The organism is Anaeromyxobacter sp. SG17 (assembly GCF_022690695.1).
Classification (GTDB): domain Bacteria; phylum Myxococcota; class Myxococcia; order Myxococcales; family Anaeromyxobacteraceae; genus Anaeromyxobacter; species Anaeromyxobacter soli.
This window is the reverse complement of record NZ_JALCYX010000043.1, coordinates 1-21,206: the sequence shown is the minus strand read 5'-3', so window position 1 is coordinate 21,206 and position 21,206 is coordinate 1. Positions and strand designations below refer to the sequence as shown.

Annotated in this window: 21 protein-coding genes; 11 read left to right on the top strand and 10 right to left on the bottom strand. The window is 73.0% G+C overall.

Annotated features, from left to right (window positions below; translation table 11 throughout):
• Window positions 1–18 precede the first annotated feature (18 nt).
• The 3 genes from MNY60_RS15490 to MNY60_RS15480 all read right to left on the bottom strand — a co-directional run bounded on the left by MNY60_RS15490 (window position 19) and on the right by MNY60_RS15480 (window position 1,269).
• Window positions 19–423: an SRPBCC domain-containing protein gene (locus MNY60_RS15490; RefSeq protein ID WP_242361056.1), complete on the bottom strand. Its 405-nt coding sequence runs from the start codon at window positions 421–423 to the stop codon at window positions 19–21.
• Complete coding sequence (locus tag MNY60_RS15485) at window positions 420–737, bottom strand: helix-turn-helix transcriptional regulator (protein ID WP_242338830.1); 318 nt, start codon at window positions 735–737, stop codon at window positions 420–422. The genes MNY60_RS15490 and MNY60_RS15485 overlap by 4 nt, the downstream gene beginning before the upstream one ends.
• An 82-nt stretch (window positions 738–819) precedes the next feature.
• Entirely contained in the window at window positions 820–1,269 is a 450-nt protein-coding gene (locus MNY60_RS15480; RefSeq protein ID WP_242361055.1) for a DUF1440 domain-containing protein, read from the bottom strand.
• Between the two features lie 134 nt (window positions 1,270–1,403).
• Between MNY60_RS15480 and MNY60_RS15475 the strand changes: the two genes are divergently transcribed.
• The 3 genes from MNY60_RS15475 to MNY60_RS15465 are packed head-to-tail and all read left to right on the top strand — an operon-like array spanning window position 1,404 to window position 2,655.
• The gene (locus MNY60_RS15475) at window positions 1,404–2,189 is read left to right on the top strand and encodes a sigma-70 family RNA polymerase sigma factor (protein WP_308197133.1); all 786 of its coding nucleotides are present in this window, start codon (window positions 1,404–1,406) and stop codon (window positions 2,187–2,189) included.
• Window positions 2,183–2,425 carry an anti-sigma factor gene (locus tag MNY60_RS15470; RefSeq protein ID WP_242338838.1) on the top strand — a complete coding sequence of 81 codons (243 nt, stop codon included), beginning with the start codon at window positions 2,183–2,185 and terminating at the stop codon, window positions 2,423–2,425. The genes MNY60_RS15475 and MNY60_RS15470 overlap by 7 nt, the downstream gene beginning before the upstream one ends.
• The gene (locus tag MNY60_RS15465; protein ID WP_242361051.1) at window positions 2,425–2,655 is read left to right on the top strand and encodes a thioredoxin family protein; all 231 of its coding nucleotides are present in this window, start codon (window positions 2,425–2,427) and stop codon (window positions 2,653–2,655) included. The genes MNY60_RS15470 and MNY60_RS15465 overlap by 1 nt, the downstream gene beginning before the upstream one ends.
• Before the next feature lie 83 nt (window positions 2,656–2,738).
• Here MNY60_RS15465 and MNY60_RS15460 read toward each other — a convergent pair whose 3' ends face one another.
• From MNY60_RS15460 to MNY60_RS15445, 4 genes are all read right to left on the bottom strand, one after another.
• Window positions 2,739–3,125 (bottom strand): hypothetical protein, encoded by a 387-nt coding sequence (locus MNY60_RS15460; RefSeq protein ID WP_242361049.1) that lies wholly within the window; start codon window positions 3,123–3,125, stop codon window positions 2,739–2,741.
• A 186-nt stretch (window positions 3,126–3,311) separates the two neighbouring features.
• Window positions 3,312–5,543: a transglycosylase SLT domain-containing protein gene (locus MNY60_RS15455; protein ID WP_242361047.1), complete on the bottom strand. Its 2,232-nt coding sequence runs from the start codon at window positions 5,541–5,543 to the stop codon at window positions 3,312–3,314.
• Window positions 5,544–5,755: 212 nt separating this feature from the next.
• Complete coding sequence (locus tag MNY60_RS15450) at window positions 5,756–6,013, bottom strand: hypothetical protein (protein ID WP_242338846.1); 258 nt, start codon at window positions 6,011–6,013, stop codon at window positions 5,756–5,758.
• Between the two features lie 189 nt (window positions 6,014–6,202).
• The gene (locus tag MNY60_RS15445) at window positions 6,203–8,320 is read right to left on the bottom strand and encodes a hypothetical protein (protein ID WP_242361045.1); all 2,118 of its coding nucleotides are present in this window, start codon (window positions 8,318–8,320) and stop codon (window positions 6,203–6,205) included.
• Between the two features lie 808 nt (window positions 8,321–9,128).
• Here MNY60_RS15445 and MNY60_RS15440 point away from each other — a divergent pair.
• The gene (locus MNY60_RS15440) at window positions 9,129–11,000 is read left to right on the top strand and encodes an MXAN_6577-like cysteine-rich protein (RefSeq protein ID WP_242361043.1); all 1,872 of its coding nucleotides are present in this window, start codon (window positions 9,129–9,131) and stop codon (window positions 10,998–11,000) included.
• A 36-nt stretch (window positions 11,001–11,036) separates the two neighbouring features.
• Here MNY60_RS15440 and MNY60_RS15435 read toward each other — a convergent pair whose 3' ends face one another.
• Both MNY60_RS15435 and MNY60_RS15430 read right to left on the bottom strand, forming a co-directional pair.
• Window positions 11,037–11,471: a hypothetical protein gene (locus MNY60_RS15435; protein WP_242361042.1), complete on the bottom strand. Its 435-nt coding sequence runs from the start codon at window positions 11,469–11,471 to the stop codon at window positions 11,037–11,039.
• Window positions 11,472–11,570: 99 nt separating this feature from the next.
• Window positions 11,571–12,230, bottom strand: coding sequence for a Smr/MutS family protein (locus tag MNY60_RS15430; protein WP_242361040.1), 660 nt, complete (start codon window positions 12,228–12,230; stop codon window positions 11,571–11,573).
• A 24-nt stretch (window positions 12,231–12,254) separates the two neighbouring features.
• On the opposite strand from MNY60_RS15430, the gene MNY60_RS15425 reads away from it, so the two are divergent.
• The 6 genes from MNY60_RS15425 (at window position 12,255) to MNY60_RS15400 (ending at window position 19,185) form a co-directional block, all read left to right on the top strand.
• The gene (locus tag MNY60_RS15425; RefSeq protein ID WP_242338854.1) at window positions 12,255–12,437 is read left to right on the top strand and encodes a CPXCG motif-containing cysteine-rich protein; all 183 of its coding nucleotides are present in this window, start codon (window positions 12,255–12,257) and stop codon (window positions 12,435–12,437) included.
• Between the two features lie 106 nt (window positions 12,438–12,543).
• The gene (locus MNY60_RS15420) at window positions 12,544–13,257 is read left to right on the top strand and encodes an ABC transporter ATP-binding protein (RefSeq protein ID WP_242338856.1); all 714 of its coding nucleotides are present in this window, start codon (window positions 12,544–12,546) and stop codon (window positions 13,255–13,257) included.
• Complete coding sequence (locus MNY60_RS15415; protein WP_242361038.1) at window positions 13,257–15,398, top strand: ABC transporter permease; 2,142 nt, start codon at window positions 13,257–13,259, stop codon at window positions 15,396–15,398. The genes MNY60_RS15420 and MNY60_RS15415 overlap by 1 nt, the downstream gene beginning before the upstream one ends.
• Window position 15,399: 1 nt before the next feature.
• A complete protein-coding gene (locus MNY60_RS15410; protein WP_242361036.1) occupies window positions 15,400–16,707 on the top strand; it encodes an ABC transporter permease in 1,308 nt (435 codons plus the stop codon).
• Between the two features lie 8 nt (window positions 16,708–16,715).
• Window positions 16,716–17,489, top strand: a complete 774-nt coding sequence (locus tag MNY60_RS15405) for an outer membrane lipoprotein-sorting protein (RefSeq protein WP_242338860.1) — start codon at window positions 16,716–16,718, stop codon at window positions 17,487–17,489.
• Window positions 17,490–17,598: 109 nt separating this feature from the next.
• On the top strand, window positions 17,599–19,185 hold the full coding sequence (locus MNY60_RS15400) for a hypothetical protein (RefSeq protein WP_242361034.1): 1,587 nt from the start codon (window positions 17,599–17,601) through the stop codon (window positions 19,183–19,185).
• 40 nt (window positions 19,186–19,225) lie between these two features.
• On the opposite strand, the gene MNY60_RS15395 is transcribed toward MNY60_RS15400, so the two are convergent.
• Window positions 19,226–20,386, bottom strand: a complete 1,161-nt coding sequence (locus MNY60_RS15395) for an NAD(P)/FAD-dependent oxidoreductase (protein ID WP_242361032.1) — start codon at window positions 20,384–20,386, stop codon at window positions 19,226–19,228.
• A 126-nt stretch (window positions 20,387–20,512) separates the two neighbouring features.
• Between MNY60_RS15395 and MNY60_RS15390 the strand changes: the two genes are divergently transcribed.
• A complete protein-coding gene (locus MNY60_RS15390) occupies window positions 20,513–20,902 on the top strand; it encodes a DUF302 domain-containing protein (RefSeq protein ID WP_242338867.1) in 390 nt (129 codons plus the stop codon).
• Window positions 20,903–21,206 lie beyond the last annotated feature (304 nt).

Below are 21,206 nucleotides of genomic sequence, written 5' to 3'. Positions count from 1 at the left end.
GGACGTGGCGAGCTCCTGCTAGGCGCCCAGCGCCGCCCCGAGGCGCTCGAGGACCGCGGGCCAGCCGCCCTTCATCCCTTCCCACGCTGCGCGGCCCATGGGCGAGTCGAGATCGAACCCCTCATGCGTGAGGGAGAGGCGCGTGCCCCCCGCCTCGGCGGAGAGGCGCCACGTGATGGTCGTGTCGAGTGAGCCCGTCGCGAACCGGTAGCTGAAGAGCCGCTCGGGCTCGACCGCGATCACCTCGCACTGCTGCTTCCCGAACTGCCCCATGTCGAGCGTGAAGCGGTGTCCGACCACCGGGCGGACGTCGCCGGCGGCCCACCACCGCGCGTGGAGCTCGGGGTCGGTGAGGGCGCGCCAGACCGCAGACGGCGGATGCGGGTAGCGCTGCTCGAGCTGGATGATTCCAGGGGTGCTCATCTCGTCTTCTCCTTGTCGAGGACTTCGCCGAGGGCCGCCAGCCGCCGATCCCAGTAGCGCGTGAACGCCTCGAGCCAGGCGTCGACCTCGGAGAGGGGACGCGGATCGAGGTGGTAGTACCGCTCGCGGCCGCGCGGCTCCTCGCGGACGAGCCGGGCCTTGCGGAGCACCTGGAGGTGCTCCGAGATGGCCGGCCGGCCCACGTCGAAGCCGCGCGCGAGCTCCTTCACGGCGCGGGGGCCCTTCCGGAGCTGCATCAGGATGTTCCGGCGGACGGGGTTCGCGAGCGCCGAGAAGACGTCGGTCTGCGGCATGGACGCAACATAGGTCGGAACATCCCGACGCGTCAACGACTCCCGACGCATCACGCCGCGGCCGCCGGAAGCGTCTCCCCGCTCACGCGTGCGCCTGCACGGGGTGACCCACGGCGTGGGTCTCCCGCGCCGTGCCGTAGACGCCGCCGAGGACCGCGCCGTAGACGAGGTGGCCCATGAGGCTGCCGAATCCGGCACCGAACGAGCCGCCGAACAGCCCCGCGCCCATCATCGGCATCACCACGAGCTGCGCCACGATCCAGGGGACGAGCCCGTACACCGCGCCGCGGATCCACGCGGGGCCCGGCAGGCGGTGCACGAAGCCGGCGGCGTAGATCACGGCGAGCACCGTCCCGATCACGAAGTGCGCGAGCCAGCCCAGGACGAGGCTCCCGCCCAGGAACGATCCGAGCATCGCGCCGATGTTCATCGGCGGCAGCCCCATGGCCGGGGCCATCAGCAGGAGGGCGGTCATCGCGGCGGTGGCGCCGAGGCCGCCGACGATGGCGCGCGTCCAGTTCAGTCGAGTCATGGAAACCTCCCCGAGGCGACCGTGCGGGAGAATCCCGCGATCGGCGTCCCTTGACGATCCGTCCTCGAGCGCGGCTCGAGATTACGGCGCTGCGTCGCCGAGCGGGGCCCGCCAGGTTTCGCGGTGGCGCCGTAATGTTCGAGCGTCTCGCGGGACCATCCTGCATGAGCGGCGCGGAGCGGGGGGCTCACGATGGTCCGGGGTCGTTTCCCGTGGCGGTCCCTCGCGAAAGCCGACAACATCGAGCGCCTCCGATGCGGAGCGCGACCACCAGGGGCGATGCTGCCGAAGGGCGTGCAGCGGAGCTCGACGATTCCGAGCTGGTACGGCGCATCCGAGCCGGAGACCGCGGCGCGTTCGCCGCGCTCGTGCGGCGGCACGGTGGAGGGCTGCTCCGCCTCGCCCGCCTCTTCACCCGCGAGAGCTCGATGGCGGAGGAGGTCGTCCAGGAGACCTGGATGGCCGTCCTCGAGGGCCTCGACGGGTTCGAGGAGCGCGCGTCGTTCAAGACCTGGCTCTACCGGATCCTCGCGAACCGCGCCCGGAGCCGGGCGGTCCGGGAAGGCCGGAGCGTCCCGTTCTCGGCGCTCGCCGACGCGGGTCCCGAGGAGCGCGTGGACCCCGAGCGCTTCGACGCCGCCGGGCGCTGGCGCGACCCCCCGGTCGGCTGGACCGACCAGACCCCGGAGCGGCTGGCGCTCGAGGCCGAGACCCGCCGCGTGATGGAGGTCGCGGTGGCGGCGCTGCCGGCCACGCAGCGCGCCGTGCTCGTCCTCCGCGACGAGGAGGGTCTCGAGACGGAGGAGATCTGTAATCTCCTCGGGCTCACCGTGACGAACCAGCGAGTGCTCCTCCACCGCGCGCGGACGCGCGTGAGGCAGGCGCTCGAGGCGTACATGCGAGGCGGACGCCCATGCTGACCTGCAAGGAGCTCACGGAGCTCGTCACCGACTACGCGGAGGGGAACCTCTCGTTCGTGGATCGCCTCCGGTTCCGCGTGCACATCGGCATGTGCCGCGACTGCCGCCGGTACGTCCGGCAGGTGAAGGCGACCGCGGCCGCGCTCGGCGCGCTGCCCGTGCCCGAGCTGTCCCCCGACCTGGAGCAGGAGCTGCTCCGGCGCTTCGACGACTGGAAGCAGACGAGGAGGTCGTGATGGCAATCACCATCCAGGTCCAGATGAGCCCCGGCTGCGGTCACGGCGAGCAGACGATCGCGCTGCTGCAGGACGTGGTCGCCGCCCTCGCGCTGGAGGCGTCGACAGAGATCGTCCACGTGCGGACCCTCGAGGACGCGGAGCGCCTCGGGTTCCGCGGCTCACCCACGGTGCTCGTGGACGGCGTGGACGTCGATCCCCAAACACCCCCGGGCGTCGGCGTCGGTTGACGCCTCTACGGCCTCGCGGGCGTGCCCCCGCGATCTCTCCTCGAGGTTGCCCTGCGGTCCGCGGCGTCGCGCGACCGTGCGGGCTAGCTTCCAACCTTCTTCCGCATGTGATCGATCACGTGCGTGTGCTCGCGCTGCGGGCTGAACATGATGAGCTCGGCGTCGACCGTGACCTTCACGTTGTGTCCGGCGGGCCAGTAGAACAGGTCGTTCTCGCGCACCGTCTCCTGCTTTCCAGCCGCGTCGGTGGTGGTCAGCTCGCCGCGCAGCACGTAGCCCCAGTGCGGGCACTGGCAGAGGTTGCCCTCGAGCCCCTGGAAGAGGGCCGTCGTGTCCACCCCGGCCGCGAGCGAGAAGTACTCCCCGCTGATCCTGCCCAGCCCCGTCGCGTCGCCCATGTCCGTCCTCTGGCGGAGAACGGCACCGGGGACCTGCAGCTTCACCTCCACGTCATCCTTGGCCACGCGCATGGTTTCGAGACCTCCGAGAAAGAAGTGCGGCTCGGCAGGTAGGGAACGTGCGCGCGAGGAGTCCACGCGGCCATTCAATCGCGTCGGAAAGCGTTCGCTCACCGGCTGCCGCGCACCGGCATGACTCTGGACTGGCCCTGACCGGGGTCGCCCTCACGGACGGGCTCCCCCGCGAGCCGAGCGCCTTCAGTGCGGCGGCGCTGCCGCGCGATCGTTCTGGGGGCCGCGCGACCTGCCATAGACGAGGCGGTACGCCCCGTAGCTCCCGAGGACACGCTTCACGTAGTCGCGCGTCTCCGAGATGGGAATCCGCTCGACCCACGCGTCGAGCTCCTCGTCGGGGCTCGCCCGCACCCACCGCCACACCGCGACCGGGCCGGCGTTGTACGCCGCCACCGCCCGCGCGGTCGAGCCCTCGAACTCCGCGAGCAGCTCCGCGAGGTACGCGGCCCCGAGCCGGATGTTGAGTCCAGGACGGTGGAGCATGCGCGGGTTCACGCGGCCGAGCTTCAGCCCCCGCGCGACGTCCCGGGCGGTTCGCGGCATGAGCTGCGTGAGGCCGAGCGCCCCCGTCGTCGAGCGAGCCGAGGGATTGAAGCGGCTCTCCTCGCGCATCAAGGCCTGCAGCAGGTCCGGATCGAGGCTCGAGGCCTTCGCCCACTGCTCGACCATGTCCCGGAACGGCAGCGGATACGTCGCGCGCCAGACGTCCGCGGTGCGGTCGTCCACCCCGCCTTTCAGCGCGGGCCCGAGCGTGGTGCGAGCGACGAGGGCCGCGGCGTTCGCGCTCCCGCTTCGCTGCAAGGCCTCCACGAGGAGGCGCGCCGCGTCCTCGGGCAGGTTGCGTCGATCGAGGGCGAGCAGCTCGGCCGTGGCCTCCGGCAGCTGCATCCGCAGGAGCTCGACGCCGGCGAGGAACCTCGGGTCGTCGCCGAGAGGACCGGCCTCCAGCGGCCAGACGGGAGCCGCCCCGCCGGACGAGGCGGCGGAGAAGGAGGCCGTCTGCACCACGTCCTGGGGGAGTCGCCCGCGGGCGAGCAGCCCGTACCACTCCGTCGGATGATCCGAGGCGAGCGCGGCGAAGGCTCGCGCGGCCGAGGCGTCGCCCTTCTCCGCGAGCGTCCGGGCCCGCCAGTAGCGAGAGCGGAGCCGCTGGTCGCGTCCGAGGCCGGGCAGGCGGTCCAGCCGGTCGAGCGCGGCCAGCGCCTCGGCGTGGGCGCCGGCGGTGCGGTGCTGCCACGCGAGCTGGAAGAGCGCCTCGGCGGCGAAGTTGCCGGTGGGGTACCGAACGGCGACCTGCTCGAGCCGCGCCAGGGCGGCAGCGCGCCTCCCGCCGCGCAGCTCGAGCTCGGCGGCGAAGAACAGCGCGTCGTCGGCGAACGGGTGATCGGGGTACTCGCGCGCCAGCGCCTCGTAGGTGCGCACCGCGTCCTGCCCGCACACCGACTGCGAGTAGCCCAGCACGTACATCGCCTGGGGGCGGAGCTCGGAGCCCTTGCACGCCTCGACCATCGGTGCGAGCGCGGCGGCGGCCTTGCGGTGCTGCCGCTCCTTCCGGAGCGCGTTGCCGATCACGAACGACGCGCTGCAGGCGTCCTCGTCCGGCAGCGGGGCCTTCACCTGCCGCGCCAGCCGCAGGGCCTCGACGTTGTCGTGGAACGCGAGGAACGACTCGGCGCGCCGCAGCCGCCACCGGTTCGGGACGGGGAGCTCCTTCAGGCGCTCCCAGACGACCTTCGCCTCGGGCGAGAGGGGGCTCGTCGCCCAGAGCTCGAGCATGGCGCGGTGCTCGCAGCGGTAGTCGCCCTTCTTCTGGCACAACCGCGCCGAGGCGAGCAGCGCCTTCCGCCGGACGCCGTCGTGGCGAGGGATGGCCGGCAGCTCGCGCAGCGGGAGCAGCGCCTCGAGCGCTCCGTCGAGCTCCAGCCCACGCTCGAGCACGCGCGACCGGCCCAGCCGCGCCTCGGCGAAGAGCGTCGAGCCGGGGCTCACCTGCGCGTAGACGTCGGCCGCGGCGCGGCGCTTCCGCAGCCGCTCCAGGGCGCGCGCCGCGTGGAAGAGGCAGTGGTCCCGCATCCGCGGGTAGTCGTCGGCGAGCGCGCGAAGCTCCGCCGCCGCCGCGGCGGGATCGTCGGCCAGCGCGGCCAGCGCGCGCAGGTAGCGCACCGGCGGCTGCTCTCCGCGCAGCATCGCCCGCGCTCGCGCGTGGCGGCCCCGGTCGAAGAGCGCCTTGGCCTCGGCGAGCTCGCCTGAGCCGAAGTAGGGCGCCAGATCCGCGTCCGTGTAACGGTGCGTCGGCGACGGCTGCGACCGCGAGGTGCTCTCCAGCAAATCCTCGAGCTGGCTCTCCGCGACGGGAGCATCCCCTTCGGCCTCCTGCGCGGACGCCGCCGCCGCCCACATCGCGGCGCCGAGCAAGGCGAGCCAGCGACGCCCGGATCGCAGGGTGAGCCGATGCGAGCCGGTATGCCTCGTCACTCCTTGCACGGATGAGGATCAGTGTACCGATCGATCCGCGCGCGTCACTCCCACAGCCCGCGCGCAGGGCCGCGAGGTGCTTACATCGGCGACCGTTCGGCGCGGGCGGTGCGGCGTCGAGCCGCCACCGCCCGCGGGGACCTCACGAACGGTCACGGAGACGGATACGCGGCGCCGAGCGTCCGGGCCGCCGGGGTCGCTCCGTCCGCCGCGCGCTCGCGCCCGCCCTGGGCGCGAAGCGCGGCCGCGGCATCGACGACCGTGCGGCCGATGGCGCCGAGCAGCACGCCTGGAATCATCAGGATGCCCGCGATGGGCACGATGATCGCGAGGGCGACGAGGATGCCGATCGTCGCGAAGACCTGACCCGAAGAGTACGACCCCTGCCCGACCGTGTTCGGCTGATGCACCGTGTCCTCCCTGCGTTGGGGAGGAATCGTGCGCCCGAACGGCCGGCGAGCGGGACACGCAAGAACGGATGCTTCATCAGCGGAGGTTATGACTCGGGACCACGGAAGCAACCGAACGTGATCACCTCCGGGGCGACCGCGTCGCAGCAGTTCACCCGGAGCGAGGGCTCCTGCCCCGGCCGCCGAGCGCTACGGAGGCGTCGGCAGCGTCTGGAAGCGCACCTCGCCCGGCGTGAAGTAGCCTCCGAGGCCGACGAGCGTCACGAGCCGTGTCCCGTCGGCGGAGGCCGCGAGCCCCCGGTCGAGCAGTGCGCGATAGCTCGCCTTCGACGACGAGCTCCGCCTCGCCAGCTCCCTGCCGGTCGGCCCGTCGTAGATCCAGACGTCCGTCGCGTCGTAGTAGGAGTCCGTGCCTCCGATGACCATGCCGTTCCAGAGGCAGATGACCGAGTTCGGGTAGGCAGCGCCCGGGAGCACCTGGGTCTGCGTGTGCGTCACCACGCTCACGCCGGGGAACTGGTAGATGCCGCCGCTCGCGAAGTAGGCCATCTGGCCGTCTCCGCTGATGCAGGCCTGGCCGTCGGCGCCGGAGACCGGGCCGTTGAACGCGTCGCTCACGACGAGGCCGCCCCCGGCGAGCGCGGTGAGCTTCACCTTGTCGACGCTCCCGAAGTCGGCCGCGACGTAGGCGCTGTCGGGGGAGGTCGCGAGGCTCTGGGCCCAGATCGCCGCGCTGAACCGGGCCGTGTGCTCGACGCCCGTCGCGAGGTCGTACATGCGGGAGGACGGCGTGACGAGCGTGGGCGAGCCGCCCGGCTGGAACCACGCGACTCCACCGCCGTACGGCGTGGTCCCGGACAGGGGCGTGGACACGTACTGCTTCAGGATGGAGCCGGTGACGGCGTCCACCGCGGTGACCCTGAAGTTCGTCTTGTCGTACACGAAGAGCGTCTTGCCATCGCCGCTCACCGCCATCGCGCCGGCCGCTGCGACGACGCCGGTGAACGTCCGCACCGCCGTCGCAGCGTAGACGTCATAGCCCGTGACGTCCGCGCCGCCGTTGTTGAGGAACACGATCGGCTCGACGGGGCTCGCCGCGGCGTGAACCGCCGCGATGGAGAGGCTCGTGTCCACCGGTGACGCGCTCAGGACGGTCAGGCCGACCCGGATCGTCTGCGTGTTCTCGACGGACGGATCCGACGAGACGACCGTGACCGTGGCGAAGTGCGTCCCGGCGGCGAGGCCCGTCGGATCGGCCGAGAGCGTGACGGCCTGCCCCGTGACGCCCGACGAGGTCACGGTGAGCCACGCCTGGTCGGAGGTCGCGTCCCACGGGACGTCGGTACGGCCGGTCGGGCTCACCACCGGGACGGCGCGCGAGAGCACCGAGCGCGAGGGCGAGGAGGACAGCCCCACGCCGGCCGCGCCGACGACGAGGAGGTTCGCCTCCCGGTTGAACGTGACCGGCAGCGTCTTCGCGAGCACGAGCTCGCCCACGGTGACGGTGACCTTGACCTGGCCGGTGTAGGTCCCGCCGATCATCCCCGCGTCGTTCGCGGTGAGCTGGAGCGTGACCCCGGCCGCGTCGACCGTGCCGCTCGTGGCGCTCGACACGAGCCAGGACCCGCCGGAGGCCGTCGTCGGCTCCACCGTGAACGGGTGGCCGGCCGAGCCGGCGCCGAGCGTGAACGTTAGGGGCTGCGGCGCGCTCGACAGGCCATCGGCGCCGCCGAGGACGATCGCGGTCTGCGTGACGGAGAGGACGGGAGCGGTCACCTCGACCGAGAACGCGAGGCTCGCCGTGTCCTGGGCGTTCGCCGTGCTCGTGACGGAGACGCGGCCCTGGTACTTGCCCGGCGCGAGGCCGGACACGTCCACGCTCACGGCGAGCGTCGCGTCCGCGCTCTGCACGCCGGTCGGCACGCGGAGCCAGCTCGCGTCGGTGGACGCCGTCCAGTCGCGCCCGGGAGCGCGCACGGCGAGCGAGACGGAGTCCTGCGTCCGGGTCCCGCCGTAGGTGAACGTGGACGCGTAGGCGGTCCCGGTGATCGCGATCCGGGGCGCCACCGTCAAGGTGACGGTCACGTCCTGCGACGCGAGCACGTTTCCGTTCGCGTCGGCGGTGCCGACCGCGAACGTGCTCGAGTACTGCCCGGGCGCGATGGACGTGGTCAGGATCGAGACGACGACGCTGCACGACCGGCCCTGGCACGGGATGGTGATGCCGAGCCAGCTCGGCTGGGTCTGGCCGTTCCGGTAGCCGGCGCCGACGTAGGTCACCCCGTCTCCGGTGACCTGCAGGCTCAAGCTGACGCTCGAGGGCGGGGTCGTTCCCTGGAGCACGGAGAAGGACGCCGAGTTCGCGCTCAGCGTGAAGGCGCCCGGCGCTCCGGGACGCGGACCCGAGCCGGACGACGAGCCGCTGCTGCATCCCGCCATCACGACCGCCAGCACGACGCACGACCACCTTGCCGCAACGCGCATGGATCCCCCTCGACGATGGGGTACGCCGCGGAGGCGCGACCCGCAGGGTCGGAGGACTGGTAGCAGATGGCGCGCCGCTTCGCCAACACCGTGCGTGCAGCGACCGGGGGTGAAGCGGAGCCATCGTGTCCGCGCGTGCGATGCGCTGCGGAGATGTGGGAGATCCGGCGAAGCCGCCGGCGGCCGCCACAGGGACCGCGAGCGGCGTCTGCCCGGCACGCGGTCTCCCGACTCGCGAATCGGTCGCTGCGTCGGGGGAGGGGCCGCCATTCGGCGCATGCCGCGCCTGGAGGGGACGCGCGCTGCGGGCGCGAGGTCCACGGGAGCGGACGGATCCTGCCGCTCGCTCCTCGCGGCACCCTGCTCGTGTGCCGCGGAGGGCGCGAACCCGTGCGCCGTCAAGGCTCGGCGGATCGCGTGCGGCGGGATGCCTGCCCCGAGCCGGTCAACGGATCGTGAGCGCACGAGGACCGCGCGGCGGGCCGCCTGGGCGTGCCGGGGTCACGCAGGTGAGCCGTCCTCACCCCGCGTGAAAAGTGGGTGATCGCGCCGCGGGGCGCGTGCCCGGGAGTAACGTCGTCCGTGCGCACCGCCAGCCGCTCACAGGCAATGGCGCGCGGAGGAACGGCGTATGGCGATCGCTCGTCGTCGACCCTCGGCGTTTGCTTTCCCGGTCATCGTCGCCTCGGTGCTCGCCGCGCTCGCGGTCGCTGCGTCCTGCGGCACGAGCTCGAACGGCAAGTCCTCGGAGGTCGCCGCGGACGTGGCCTGCGGGGAGGGCGAGACGAACTGCGGCGGGGCGTGCGTCGACACGGGGAGTGACGCGCGCAACTGCGGCACGTGCGGCAACGCGTGCTCGACGGGCTCACTCTGCTCGCACCGGAAGTGCGGCGCGTCCTGCGCCGAGGGCGAGACGACCTGCGGCGGCGCCTGCGTCGACCTCCAGACCAGCGCGGCAGCGTGCGGCGGCTGCGATCATCGCTGCGCGAGCGGGCAGGACTGCCGCGACGGGACCTGCGAGGCGGCAGGGTGCATGGGCGGGACCTCGAGCTGCGGCGGCGCCTGCGTCGATCTCTCGTCGAGCCCGACGAGCTGCGGCACCTGCGGCAACGCGTGCGCCGCCGGCCAGGCGTGCTCAGGCGGACGGTGCCAGGCCACCTGCGCCGAGGGGCAGTCGAGCTGCGGTGGCGCCTGCGTCGTGCTCAGCTCGAACCACGACCACTGCGGTCGCTGTGGGAACGCCTGCGGCCAGGGGCAGTATTGTTCCAATGGTACCTGCGCGGCGGGGTGCGCGCAGGGGCTCACGGCCTGCGGCGGCGCGTGCGTCGACACGCGGACCGACGTGGCCCACTGTGGGACGTGCGGCCATCCGTGCGGGGCCGGCCAGACGTGCCAGGGTGGTGCGTGCAGCGGCGGCGCGCTCACGTGTCCCGTCAACGCGACCGCCTGCGGTGACGCCTGCGCCTACCTCCAGTCCGACTACTTCAACTGCGGGACCTGCGGTCACGTCTGCGGGACGGGCGAGAAGTGCGAGGGCGCAGCGTGCAAGCAGGTGTGCCCCACGGATCGTCCCTGGGACTGCAGCGGGACGTGCGTCGACCTGGAAGCCGACGCGAAGAACTGCGGCACCTGCGGGACCGCGTGCGCGAGCGGTCAGGCGTGCAGCGGAGGCGCCTGTGGTGGCGGTCCGCGGACGTGTCCCGTCAACGCGACCGCCTGCGGCGACGCCTGCGCCTATCTCCAGTCCGACTACTTCAACTGCGGGAGCTGCGGCCACGTCTGCGGGACCGGCGAGAAGTGCGAGAACGCGCAGTGCAAGCAGGTGTGCCCCGCGGACCGTCCCTGGGATTGCAGCGGGACGTGCGTCGACCTGGAAGCCGACGCGAAGAACTGCGGCACCTGCGGCACCGCCTGCGCGGCCGGCCAGGTCTGCACGGGCGGAGCCTGCGCCGGAGGGGCTGCGCCCACCTGTCCGGTGAACGCGACCGCCTGCGGCGACGCGTGCGTCTACCTCCAGTCCGACTACTTCAACTGCGGGAGCTGCGGCCACGTCTGCGGGGCGGGCGAGCAGTGCCAGGGCGCATCGTGCAAGCAGGTGTGCCCCGCGGACCGGCCCTGGGACTGCAGCGGGACGTGCGTGAACCTCGAGACCGACGCGAAGAACTGCGGCACCTGCGGGAAAGCCTGCGCGGCCGGCCAGGCCTGCACGAGCGGGGCCTGCGCCGGAGGGCCCGCGCCGACCTGTCCGGTGAACGCGACCGCCTGCGGGGACGCGTGCGCCTATCTCCAGACCGACTACTTCAATTGCGGCACCTGCGGCCACGTCTGCGGCGCCGGGCAGAAGTGCATCGGCGCGACCTGCACGCAGGTGTGCCCCGTGGAACACCCCTGGGACTGCAGCGGGACGTGCGTCGACCTGCGCAGCGACGCGAAGAACTGCGGGACTTGCGGGACGGCCTGCGCCGCCGGGCAGACGTGCCACGACGGCGCCTGCAGGACCTGATCGCGGCGCACCGCCCGAAGCGGCGAAGGCGAGCTACTACGTGGGCGCCCCCGCCCTCCGCACGATCGGCGGCTTCGCCTTCACGACGCGCTCCGCCTTCGCCGGCTCGGCGGTCGCCTGCGCGAGCTTCACGTGGGGGAGCGGCTTGCCCTTCGCGAAGGCGGCGTTCTCGCCGTAGCGCGCGACGATCTTCTTCTTCGTGTCGAGCCCGGTCGCCTCGATGACGAAGGTCGGGACGCGCCGGGCGCGGTGATCCGCGACCCAGCGCGTGATCGCGCCGGCTCGCGGGACCGCGACCGCGACGTTCCGGCGAGCGGCGCGCCTCGGGGGGGCGGGAGCCTGGGTGTGCGCGCGCGCCGCCACGGCGGCGTCGATGGCCCGCCGGAGGGATGGGAGCGCGCGGGTGATCGCTGCCTCCACCGCCGCCTCGATCGCCTCGTCGATGGACCGCCTCGTCGTTCTCGCCGCCATGTCGCTCCTTCGCGCAGCCGAAGAGGCGTGCGGTCATCGAGCAATATGCCGATCGATGCGGGATGACAACGGACTTGCGGCGAAGGCGGCGCCGCGCGGTCAGCGCCCGGCGCGGCGGAGGAGCACGTAGATGGCCCCCGCCCCGCCGTCCACGGGGCGGGCGCTCGCGAACGCGAGCACGTGGCGCGCGAAGCGGCCGGTGGCGAGCCAGGTCTTGAGCGCGTCCTTGAGGACGGGGAGCTGGTCCTTCGAGTGGAGGCCGCGGCCGTGCACGATGAGCACGCAGCGCTTCCCCGCCTGGCGCGAGCGGCGGAGGAAGTCCTCGACCGTGCCCTTCGCCTCGTCCCGCGTCATGCCGTGGAGGTCGACGTGCCCCTGGACGGCGAACTCGCCGCGGCGGAGCTTGCGCGCGAGGTTCGCGTCCAGGCCGGACATCCGGCCCTCGATGAACTCGTCGGTGTCGGCGAGATCGAACGGCGCGTCGCCCGAGACGAGCGCGCGCAGCTCGTCGATGGCCTCGAGGTCGGGGTGCCAGAACGTGCCGGCCGCGGGCGGCGGGGGCGGGGGGGCCGCGACGCCGTGCCCGGGGTCGAGCGGGCGCACGCCCGAGAGCGCGACCTCCCACAGCTCCTCCTCGGTCGGCTCGGGCGCGGGGCGCGGCGGCGGAGGTGGGGGCGGCGGCGCACGCGGCGCGGGGGGCGCCGCCTTCGCGAGGTCCTTCAGCTTGCCGAAAGGATTGTTGAACGGCTTCTTCCCCACCGTCCGACTATAACTGCGCGTAGCGTGGACATCGAGGTTCAGTGCCCCTATTGCGGCGAGTGGGTCGTCGTGTTCGTCGATCCCGGCGGCGGCGAGGAGCAGACGTACGTGGAGGATTGCCCGGTCTGCTGCCGGCCGTGGACCGTGCACGCGCGCGAGGAGGAGCCCGGCGGGTTCGCGGTCGGCCTCGCGCGGGTGGACGACTGACCCCCGACGTGGCATGGAAGCGCGGGAAGTTCACACTCGCGCAACACGCACCTGCCACAATGGCGGGCCGCGCGGCTCCCGCCCCGCCGGATCGGAAGGCGCCATCATGTCCATCGTCTCCGTCGAGCACGTCTCCAAGGACTACATGCTGGGGAAGACCGTCGTGCCGGCGCTGCGCGACGTGTCGCTCGCGGTCGGCAAGGGCGAGTTCCTCTCCATCGCCGGCCCGTCCGGCAGCGGCAAGACGACGCTCCTCAACCTCGTCGGCTGCGTGGACACCCCGAGCGCGGGGCGCGTCATCGTCGCCGGGCAGGACACGGCCCGGCTCTCCGAGCGCGCCCTCACCGAGCTCCGGCTCCGCACCATCGGCTTCATCTTCCAGAGCTTCAACCTCGTCTCGGTCCTCTCGGTCTTCCAGAACGTCGAGTTCCCGCTGCTCCTGCAGGGCGGCCAGACGCGCAAGGAGCGGGCGGAGCGGGTGCTGGCCCTGCTCGACGCGGTCGGGATCGCCGAGCACGCGCGCCACCGCCCGAGCGAGCTCTCCGGCGGCCAGCGGCAGCGCGTCGCCATCGCGCGCGCGCTCGTGACGCGCCCCGCGCTCGTGCTCGCCGACGAGCCGACCGCGAACCTCGACTCCGAGACCGGCGGCAACATCATCGACCTCATGAAGGAGATGAACCGCCGCGACGGCACCACGTTCATCTTCTCGACGCACGATCCCAAGGTGATGGCGCACGCGAGCGCGCTCGTCAGGATCGAGGACGGGCGCATCTCGAGCCGCGAGGACCTCGACGCCGCCCGGCGCGCGGGAGGGCGCTGATGGCCCCCCGGCGCGACGCGGCGCGGGTGCTCCTGCGCATCGCCTTCCGGAACCTCCTCGCGAGCCCGGTGCGCACCGGGATCCTGGGCGCGATCGTGCTCGTCGGCGCGCTCATCGTGGTGGTGGGCTCGTCGGTGCTCGACTCGATCGACCGCGGGATGCGCACCTCCATCCAGGGGAGCCTGGGCGGCCACCTGCAGGTGTACGACGCGCGCTCGGAGGGCGCGCTCGAGCTCTACGGCGGGCTGCGCGGCGAGTCGCTGCTCGAGCCCATCGAGGACTTCTCGCGGGTGAAGGCGGTGCTCGGCCAGGTGCCGAACGTGAAGCAGGTCGTGCCCATGGGCATCGACCAGGCGTTGGTCGCGACCGGCAACGCGTTCGACCTCGCCCTCGAGCGGCTGCGGGGCGACGTGCGGCGGCTGGAGGGGGGCGAGGACGGGCCGGAGCTCCGTCGCGACTACGCCGCCCACGCGGCGCACGTGCGCCGCATGGTCCAGCTCCTGCGCGACGAGATCGCGCAGGCGCGCGAGATCTCGGATCCGGAGGGGCGCGAGGCGGCCGAGCGGAAGAGCGAGTGGGAGGCGCTGCAGCGCGCCGCCACCGACGCGTTCTGGCGCGACCTCGACCGCGATCGTTACGGCAGCCTGGAGTTCCTCGAGAACCGCGTGGCGCCGCTCGCGATGGACACCGCGTTCACGTTCCTGCGCTACGTGGGGACCGACGTGGACGCGTTCTTCCGCGCCTTCCCGCTCGCGGAGGTGGTGAAGGGGGAGCGGATCCCCACCGGCCAGCGCGGCGTGCTCGTCGGCAAGCAGTACGCCGAGGAGTGGCTGAAGCTCAAGAACGCGCGGCGGCTCGACCAGATCAAGGACGCGCGCGACCTGCGCGGGCGGAGGATCGCCGGCGACGAGGAGCTGCAGCGCTGGGTGCGCGAGAACCGGAGCGGCATCCGGGAGATCCTGCTGCAGCTCGATCCCATCCGCGCGGACGCGCTCGCGCAGGAGCTCCGCCCGGCGCTCGGCGCGCCCGCGGCCGAGCCGCTCGACGCGCTCCTCGGGCGGCTGTTCGCGGCCACCGACGAGAGCTTCGACCGGCAGTACCGGATCTTCTACGACGTCGTGGCGCCGAAGCTGCGCCTCTACCAGATCGACGTCGGCGACACGATCACCATCAAGGCGCCCTCGAAGAGCGGCTACTTCAGCTCGGTGAACGTGAAGGTCTACGGGTTCCTGCAGTTCAAGGGGATCGAGCGCTCCGGCATCGCGGGCATGATGAGCGTCCTCGACCTCATGAGCTTCCGCGACCTGTACGGCTACCTCACCGCCGAGAAGGCGGCGGAGATCCGGGCGCTGCAGAAGTCGATGGGGACGCGCGAGATCGACCGCGAGCGGGCGGAGGCGGAGCTGTTCGGCGCCGCCGACGGCGGGCTCGTCGGCGAGGCGCACGTCGCCGAGATCGACGAGGGCGCGCTCGTGAAGCGGCGCGAGGAGGAGCGGGCGAGCGCGGCGGACCTCGCGGCGCACGTGTACTCGCAGGAGGAGCTCGAGCACGGGGTGGCGCTCAACGCGGCGCTGATCCTCGACGACCCGCGCCTGCTCCGCCGCACCGAGACGGACGTGCGCAAGGCGATCGCGGATGCCGGGCTGGGGCTCAAGGTCGTGGACTGGCAGGAGGCAGCCGGCCTCGTCGGCCAGTTCGTGACGCTCCTCCGGGTCGTGCTCTTCACCGCGGTCGTCATCTTCTTCGCCATCGCGCTCGTCATCATCAACAACGCGATGGTCATGGCGACGCTGCAGCGGGTGAAGGAGATCGGGACGATGCGGGCGATCGGGACGCAGCGCCGCTTCGTCGTGACGATGCTCCTCGTGGAGATCGCGACGGTCGGGCTCGTCTTCGGGCTCGCCGGCGCGGCGCTCGGCGGCGCGGTGGTGTGGGGCATCCGCGCGGCGGGCGGGATCCCCGCGGTGACCGACCTCCTCTACTTCGTCTTCTCGGGGCCCGCGCTGTTCCCGCGCCTCGGGGCGCTCGCGGTCGGGGGCTCGCTCGCGGTGGTGCTCCTCGTGGCGATCCTCTCCGCGCTCTACCCGGCGCTCATCGCGATGCGCGTCACGCCCGTCGAGGCGATGGCCACGGAGGACTAGCGTGCTCGGCGTCGACCTCATGATCGCGGGCCGGAACCTCGCCCGCCACACCCGGCGGAACCTGTTCCTCGGCGGCGCGCTCGCGGCCGTCACGGCGCTGCTCGTCCTCCTCGGCGCGCTCACCGCCGGCATGGAGTCGGCGATGATGCAGTCCGCCACGACCCTCATGACCGGCCACGTGAACGTGGGCGGGTTCTTCAAGATCACGAGCGGCAGCGCGGCGCCGCTCGTGTCGCAGTACCCGCGCGTCCTCGAGGCGGTGCGCGCGAAGGTGCCGGAGCTGGACTACGCCACCGTGCGCGGCCGCGGCTGGGCCAAGGCCGTGTCGGAGCACGTCTCCATGGACCTCGTGCTCGCCGGCGTGGACGTCGCGCACGAGCCGACGTTCCGCAAGGTGCTGCACGTCGTGGACGGGGACCTCGAGGCGCTCGCGCAGCCGGGGACGGTGCTCCTCTTCGAGGGCCAGGCCGAGCGGCTCAAGGTGAAGGTGAACGACGTCCTGACGCTCTCGGCGCCCACGGCGCGCGGGGTGAACAACACCGCCGACGTGCGCGTCGCCGCGATCGCGCGGAACGTGGGGCTCCTCTCCGCGTTCTCGGCGTTCATCCAGGCCGACACCCTCCGCGAGCTGTACGGGCTCTCGCCCGCGACGACGGGCGCGATCCACCTGTACCTGCGCGATCCCAGGGACGCGGCGCGCGTCGCCGCGCGTCTCAGGACGGCGCTCGCCGAGGCGGGCTACCGCGTGATGGAGCCGGAGGCGCAGCCCTACTGGATGAAGCTCATGCAGACGGTGCCGAGCGAGGACTGGACCGGCCAGAAGCTCGACGTCACCACCGCGGACGACGAGATGGGACAGTTCAAGCAGTTCATCCTGGCGCTGCGCGTCGTCACCGGGCTCCTCGTCGTGATCCTCATGGTGGTGGTCGTGATCGGCATCCTCAACACGCTCGCCATCGCCATCCGCGAGCGGACCCGCGAGATCGGGGCGCTCCGCGCCATCGGCATGCAGCGGCGGAAGGTGCTCTGGCTCTTCGTCCTCGAGACCGCGCTCCTCGGCCTGCTCGGCACGGCCGCCGGCGTCGCGGTCGCCCTCGCCGTCGCGGGCGCCGTGAACGCCGCCGGCATCGCGCTCCCCGAGGCGGTGCAGGTGTTCCTCGCGCAGGAGCGGCTCCGCTTCCTGCTCGATCCGGGCGCCATCGCGGCGGACGCCCTCGTCCTCGCCGCGATCGCCGTCGCCGCCTCCGTGTTCCCTGCGCGCCGCGCCGCGCGCCTGAAGCCCGTCACCGCCATGCACCACGTCGGGTGAGCCCTCCCATGCACCGTGCCCTCGCGTTCCTGGCGCTCGCCGCCGCCCTCGCCGCCGGCCCCGCCGCGGCGCTCACCCCGCAGGAGCTCGCCAAGGTCGTCGCGACCATCGACGAGCGGCAGCGCAACTCCGGCGACTGGAAGGCCCTCTGCTACATGGAGGCCAAGGAGAAGGGGAAGACCGACGTCGTCTACGAGCTCGTCGTCTACCGGCGCGACGAGGACGACAAGCAGATGTTCCTCTTCACGAAGCCGCGGGCGGAGGCGGGGAAGGGCTACCTCCGCATCGACAAGAACCTCTGGCTCTACGACCCCGCGGTGGGGCGCTGGGAGCGGCGCACCGAGCGCGAGCGGATCGGCGGCACCGACACGCGCCGCGGCGACCTCGACGAGTCGCGGCTCGTCGAGGAGTACGACGCGAAGTTCGAGGCGGACGAGAAGCTCGGCGTGTACGGCGTCCACCGGATCCTGCTCGTCGCGAAGCCCGGGGTGGACGTGGCCTTCCCCCAGGTGCGGCTGTGGGTGGACCAGGCGACCCTCAACGTGCTGAAACGCCAGGAGCTCGCGCTCTCCGGCCGGCTGATGCGCACGGCCTACTACCCGCGCTGGAAGAAGGTGTTCTCGCCGTCGAAGGGCGCGGACGTCTGGTACCCCGAGGAGATGCGGCTCTTCGACGAGATCGAGAAGGGCAACTCGACGCTCATCCTCATCAAGGAGATCGACCTCCGCCCGCTCGCCGCGAACCTGTTCACGAAGGCGTGGCTGGAGTCGAAGAGCCGGTGAGGGCCGCCACCCGACCGCCGGCCGCCGGCGGCGGGGGCGGGGGCGGGGGCGGGCTGGCGCGGTCGAGACGAACCCGCGTCGCCGGCGTCGCGATGGAATGGAGAGGCCGATGAGGATCGCAGCTGCGCTCGTCGCGCTCGCCGCCGCCACCGCGGCGCTCGGGCAGGATCGACCCACGGAGGACGAGCTCTTCGGGAAGCCGCCCGCGGAGTCGCCGCCGGCGGCCGCGCAGCAGGAGCCGAAGGAGCCCGCGCCGCGCCCCGGGGAGCCCGCCGCGCCCGCGCGGCCCGAGGAGGCCGAGCTGTTCGGCGGGACCGGCTCCCCGAACGCGGCGCCGCCGCCGGCGGGCCGGCTCGTGGACCGCGCCGAGGCGGAGACGCTGCGCATCGGCGGCCAGCTCTACCTGCGCGCGCAGGCGCTCTGGCAGGAGGACGTTCCGCCCGCGGACTGGGCGCTCTCCTCGCCGAACCTGCTCGACCTGTGGCTCGACGCGCGGCCGAACGACCGCGTCCGGGCGTTCGTGCTCGGGCGCATGCGCTACGATCCGACGGCGCCCGTGACCTCCGGGGCGCCCTCCCTCTCCGCGGCGGAGCAGGGGATCCTCGGCTACGGCACCTCCACGGGCGGGATCGCCGCGGGCGTGCGCGGCCCGCGCGCGGTCCTCGATCAGCTGTGGGTGAACTTCGACGTCGCCCGGCGCGTCTTCGTGACGGCCGGCCGGCAGCACGTGAAGTGGGGCGTCGGGAAGTTCTGGAACCCGACCGACTACCTCCACCCGGTCCGCCGCGATCCCCTCGCCGTGTTCGACGAGCGCACCGGCACGACGATGGTGAAGGTCCACGTCCCCTGGGAGCGGCGCGGCTGGAACGCCTACGGCGTGGCGCTGCTCGACGACGCCGCGGGGGTGGACACGCCCACGAACAGGCTCGGCCGGGTCGGGGTCGGCGGCCGCACCGAGGTGGTGCTCGGCACCGTCGAGCTCGGCGCGGACGCGCTCACCCAGGACGGGCACCGGCCGCGCTTCGGGATCGACGCCTCCGCCGGCGTGTGGGACCTCGACGTCTACGCCGAGGCGGCGCTCCGCACGAGCCGCGACGCGCCCCGCTGGCGCGAGGTGAGCCCCGGCGCGCCGCTCGTCATTCGCTTCGGGCGCGTCGATCCGCAGGGCTTCACGCCCGCCGCGGTCGTCGGCGGGAGCTGGTCCGCGAAGTACAGCGACGAGGACACGGTCACGCTCGGCGCGGAGTACTCCTTCGACGACGCCGGCTACGACTCGAAGGGCGTCTACCCGTTCCTGCTCGCCGGGGCGCCCGAGCTCACCGGCGATCCCTCCGCCCCGCTCCGCCAGCGCGACCCCACCGCGTTCCGCCCCTTCTACCTGGGCCGCCACTACGCGGGCGCGTTCGTGCTGCTGCCCTCGCCCGGCACCTGGAACGACACGACCTTCACGGTCTCCGTCCTGGGGAACCTGTCCGACCGGAGCTTCGTCGCCCGGCTCGACCACGCGCTGCTCGCGCTCACCTACCTGCGCGTGGAGTCCTTCGTCGCCGCGTCCTTCGGGGCGCGCGGGGGTGAGTTCCGGCTCGGCGTGGACGTGCCGCTCTCCGACGTGGCGCCGGGCCTTCCGCCGGACGTCACCATCTCGGTCCCGCCGCCCGTCGTCCAGCTCGGCGTCGCGCTGCGGGTGAGCCTCTGAAGCCATGACGGGGCCGCAGCCCCGCGCGGCGCGCCGGGGCTCACACGAGGCGCGGCACGCGCCCGCGCTTCTGCGCCTTGAAGTACGCGGCCCAGCGCTTCTTCGCCCAGTGGCCCACCACCGGCAGCGGCACGAGCCGCTCCTTCGCGTCGTCGCGGTAGACGAACGCGCCGCCGTCGCCCGTGTCCATGAGGCACACGATCGCCATGTGCGCGAGGTACGAGGCGCGCGCCGGGCGTCCGCAGTCCACCGCCGCAGCGTTCGCGGCGGCGGTGCGCGCCATGACCTCGGCGAGGTGGCCCTGCTTGGCCCGCCACGCGGGCCCTTCGAGCGCCGCGACGTCTCCCACGGCCCAGACGCCGGGCAGCCCGGGAACGGCGCAGCCCGCGTCGACGGTGACGAAGCCCGCCTCGTTGCGCGGCAGGGCGGAGGCCTTCGCGACGGGGTGCCCGTCTCCGGCGGGGATGAAGGCGACGAGGTCGGCGCCGATGCGCGCCCCGTCCTCGAGCGACACGCCCTCGGCCGTGAACGCCGCGATCTTCTTCCCGTAGCGGCTCTCGATGCCGCGCCGCGCGAACATGCGCGCCACGGCCTCGACCGCCCGCGCGCCCATCCGCTCTCCGGGCCGCGGCATCGGCGCGAAGAAGGTGAGCGCGAAGCGGTCGCGGAGGCCGCGCCGGCGGAGCAGCGTGTCCACGTTGAAGATCATCTCGAAGGCCGGGCCGCCGCGGACCGCCGAACCGTCCTTGGGGTTCCCGCCGAAGCCGATGGCGATGCGGCCGGCGCCGCGCGCGACGAGCGCCTGGAGCGCGTCCTTGAACCGGCGCGTGCCCTCCGGATCCCCGCCGAGCGTCTGCGTGTGCTCGATGCCGGGAGGACGCAGCCGGGAGGCCCCGAGCGCGAGCACGAGGTGGTCGGCGGTGTACGTCTGCGTCCCGACCGTCGCGCGCTTCGCCGCGCCGTCGACGGCGTCCACGCGTCCGACGACGAGCCGGAACCCGCGCTCGCGGGCGACGGTCTCGAGGTCGAGACACGCGTCCTCGAACCGTGATTCGCCGGTGGGGATCCAGATCGACGTGGGGTAGATGAAGAGGTACGGACGCTCCGTCACGAGCGTGACGTCGTAGCCGCGGCGCCGGAACTGGATGGCGCTCTCCAGGCCGGCGAAGCCGCCGCCCAGCACGAGGACGCTCCTGGACATCGCGAGGACTCCTTCCGGGGGCGGCGACGCGCCGCTGACGCGTGGGAGCCACGGGGCGCAAGTTCGTTTCGGCGAGGAACCGTTCCGAGCGCGGGTGGCTCGGACCACGCCTGAACGGGAGGGGCCATGGCGAGCATCGGGATGGAGAAGGTGAGCAGCTGGGGGTTCGATCAGGCGCTCGAGCGCGTCCCCGAGCTGCTGAAGGGCGAGGGATTCGGCGTGCTGACGCAGATCGACGTCCAGGCGACGCTGAAGGAGAAGCTGGGCGTCGACTGGCGCAGGTACCGCATCCTGGGCGCCTGCAACCCGTCGCTGGCGCACCGGGCGCTCTCGGCGGTCCCCGAGGTCGGGGTCCTGCTGCCGTGCAACGTGGCGGTCTACGAGCGCGACGACGGCAAGGTCGTGGTCCGCGCGGTCGATCCCATGCAGACCATCGCCGCGGCGGAGCCCGCGCTGGGCGAGATCGCGGGCGAGGTCCGGGCGCGTCTCGAGCGGGTGCTCGAGAAGATCGGATAGGCGTGAAGTGAACGATCTCCTGCTGTTCGTCCTGTTCTTCGCCGGCTGGATCCTCCTGCAGCGGGTGCTGTTCCCTCGGCTCGGCGTACCCACTTGAGGAATGCCCCCTCGCCCCCGTGACGGGGCGAACGAGAACAGCAACGACGCCGACGGCTGCTAGAAGCCTGCGGCTTCACCGTGGGAGAGCGAGAGCGGTTCGTTCGGCCCCAAGGGCCCATCCGCCGCGGGAGGGCCCCGCGCGAAGCGCGGGAGGGGCGAAGCCCCTCCGGCGGGGAGCCGTCGCGGGGGGGGGGGGGGGGGGGGG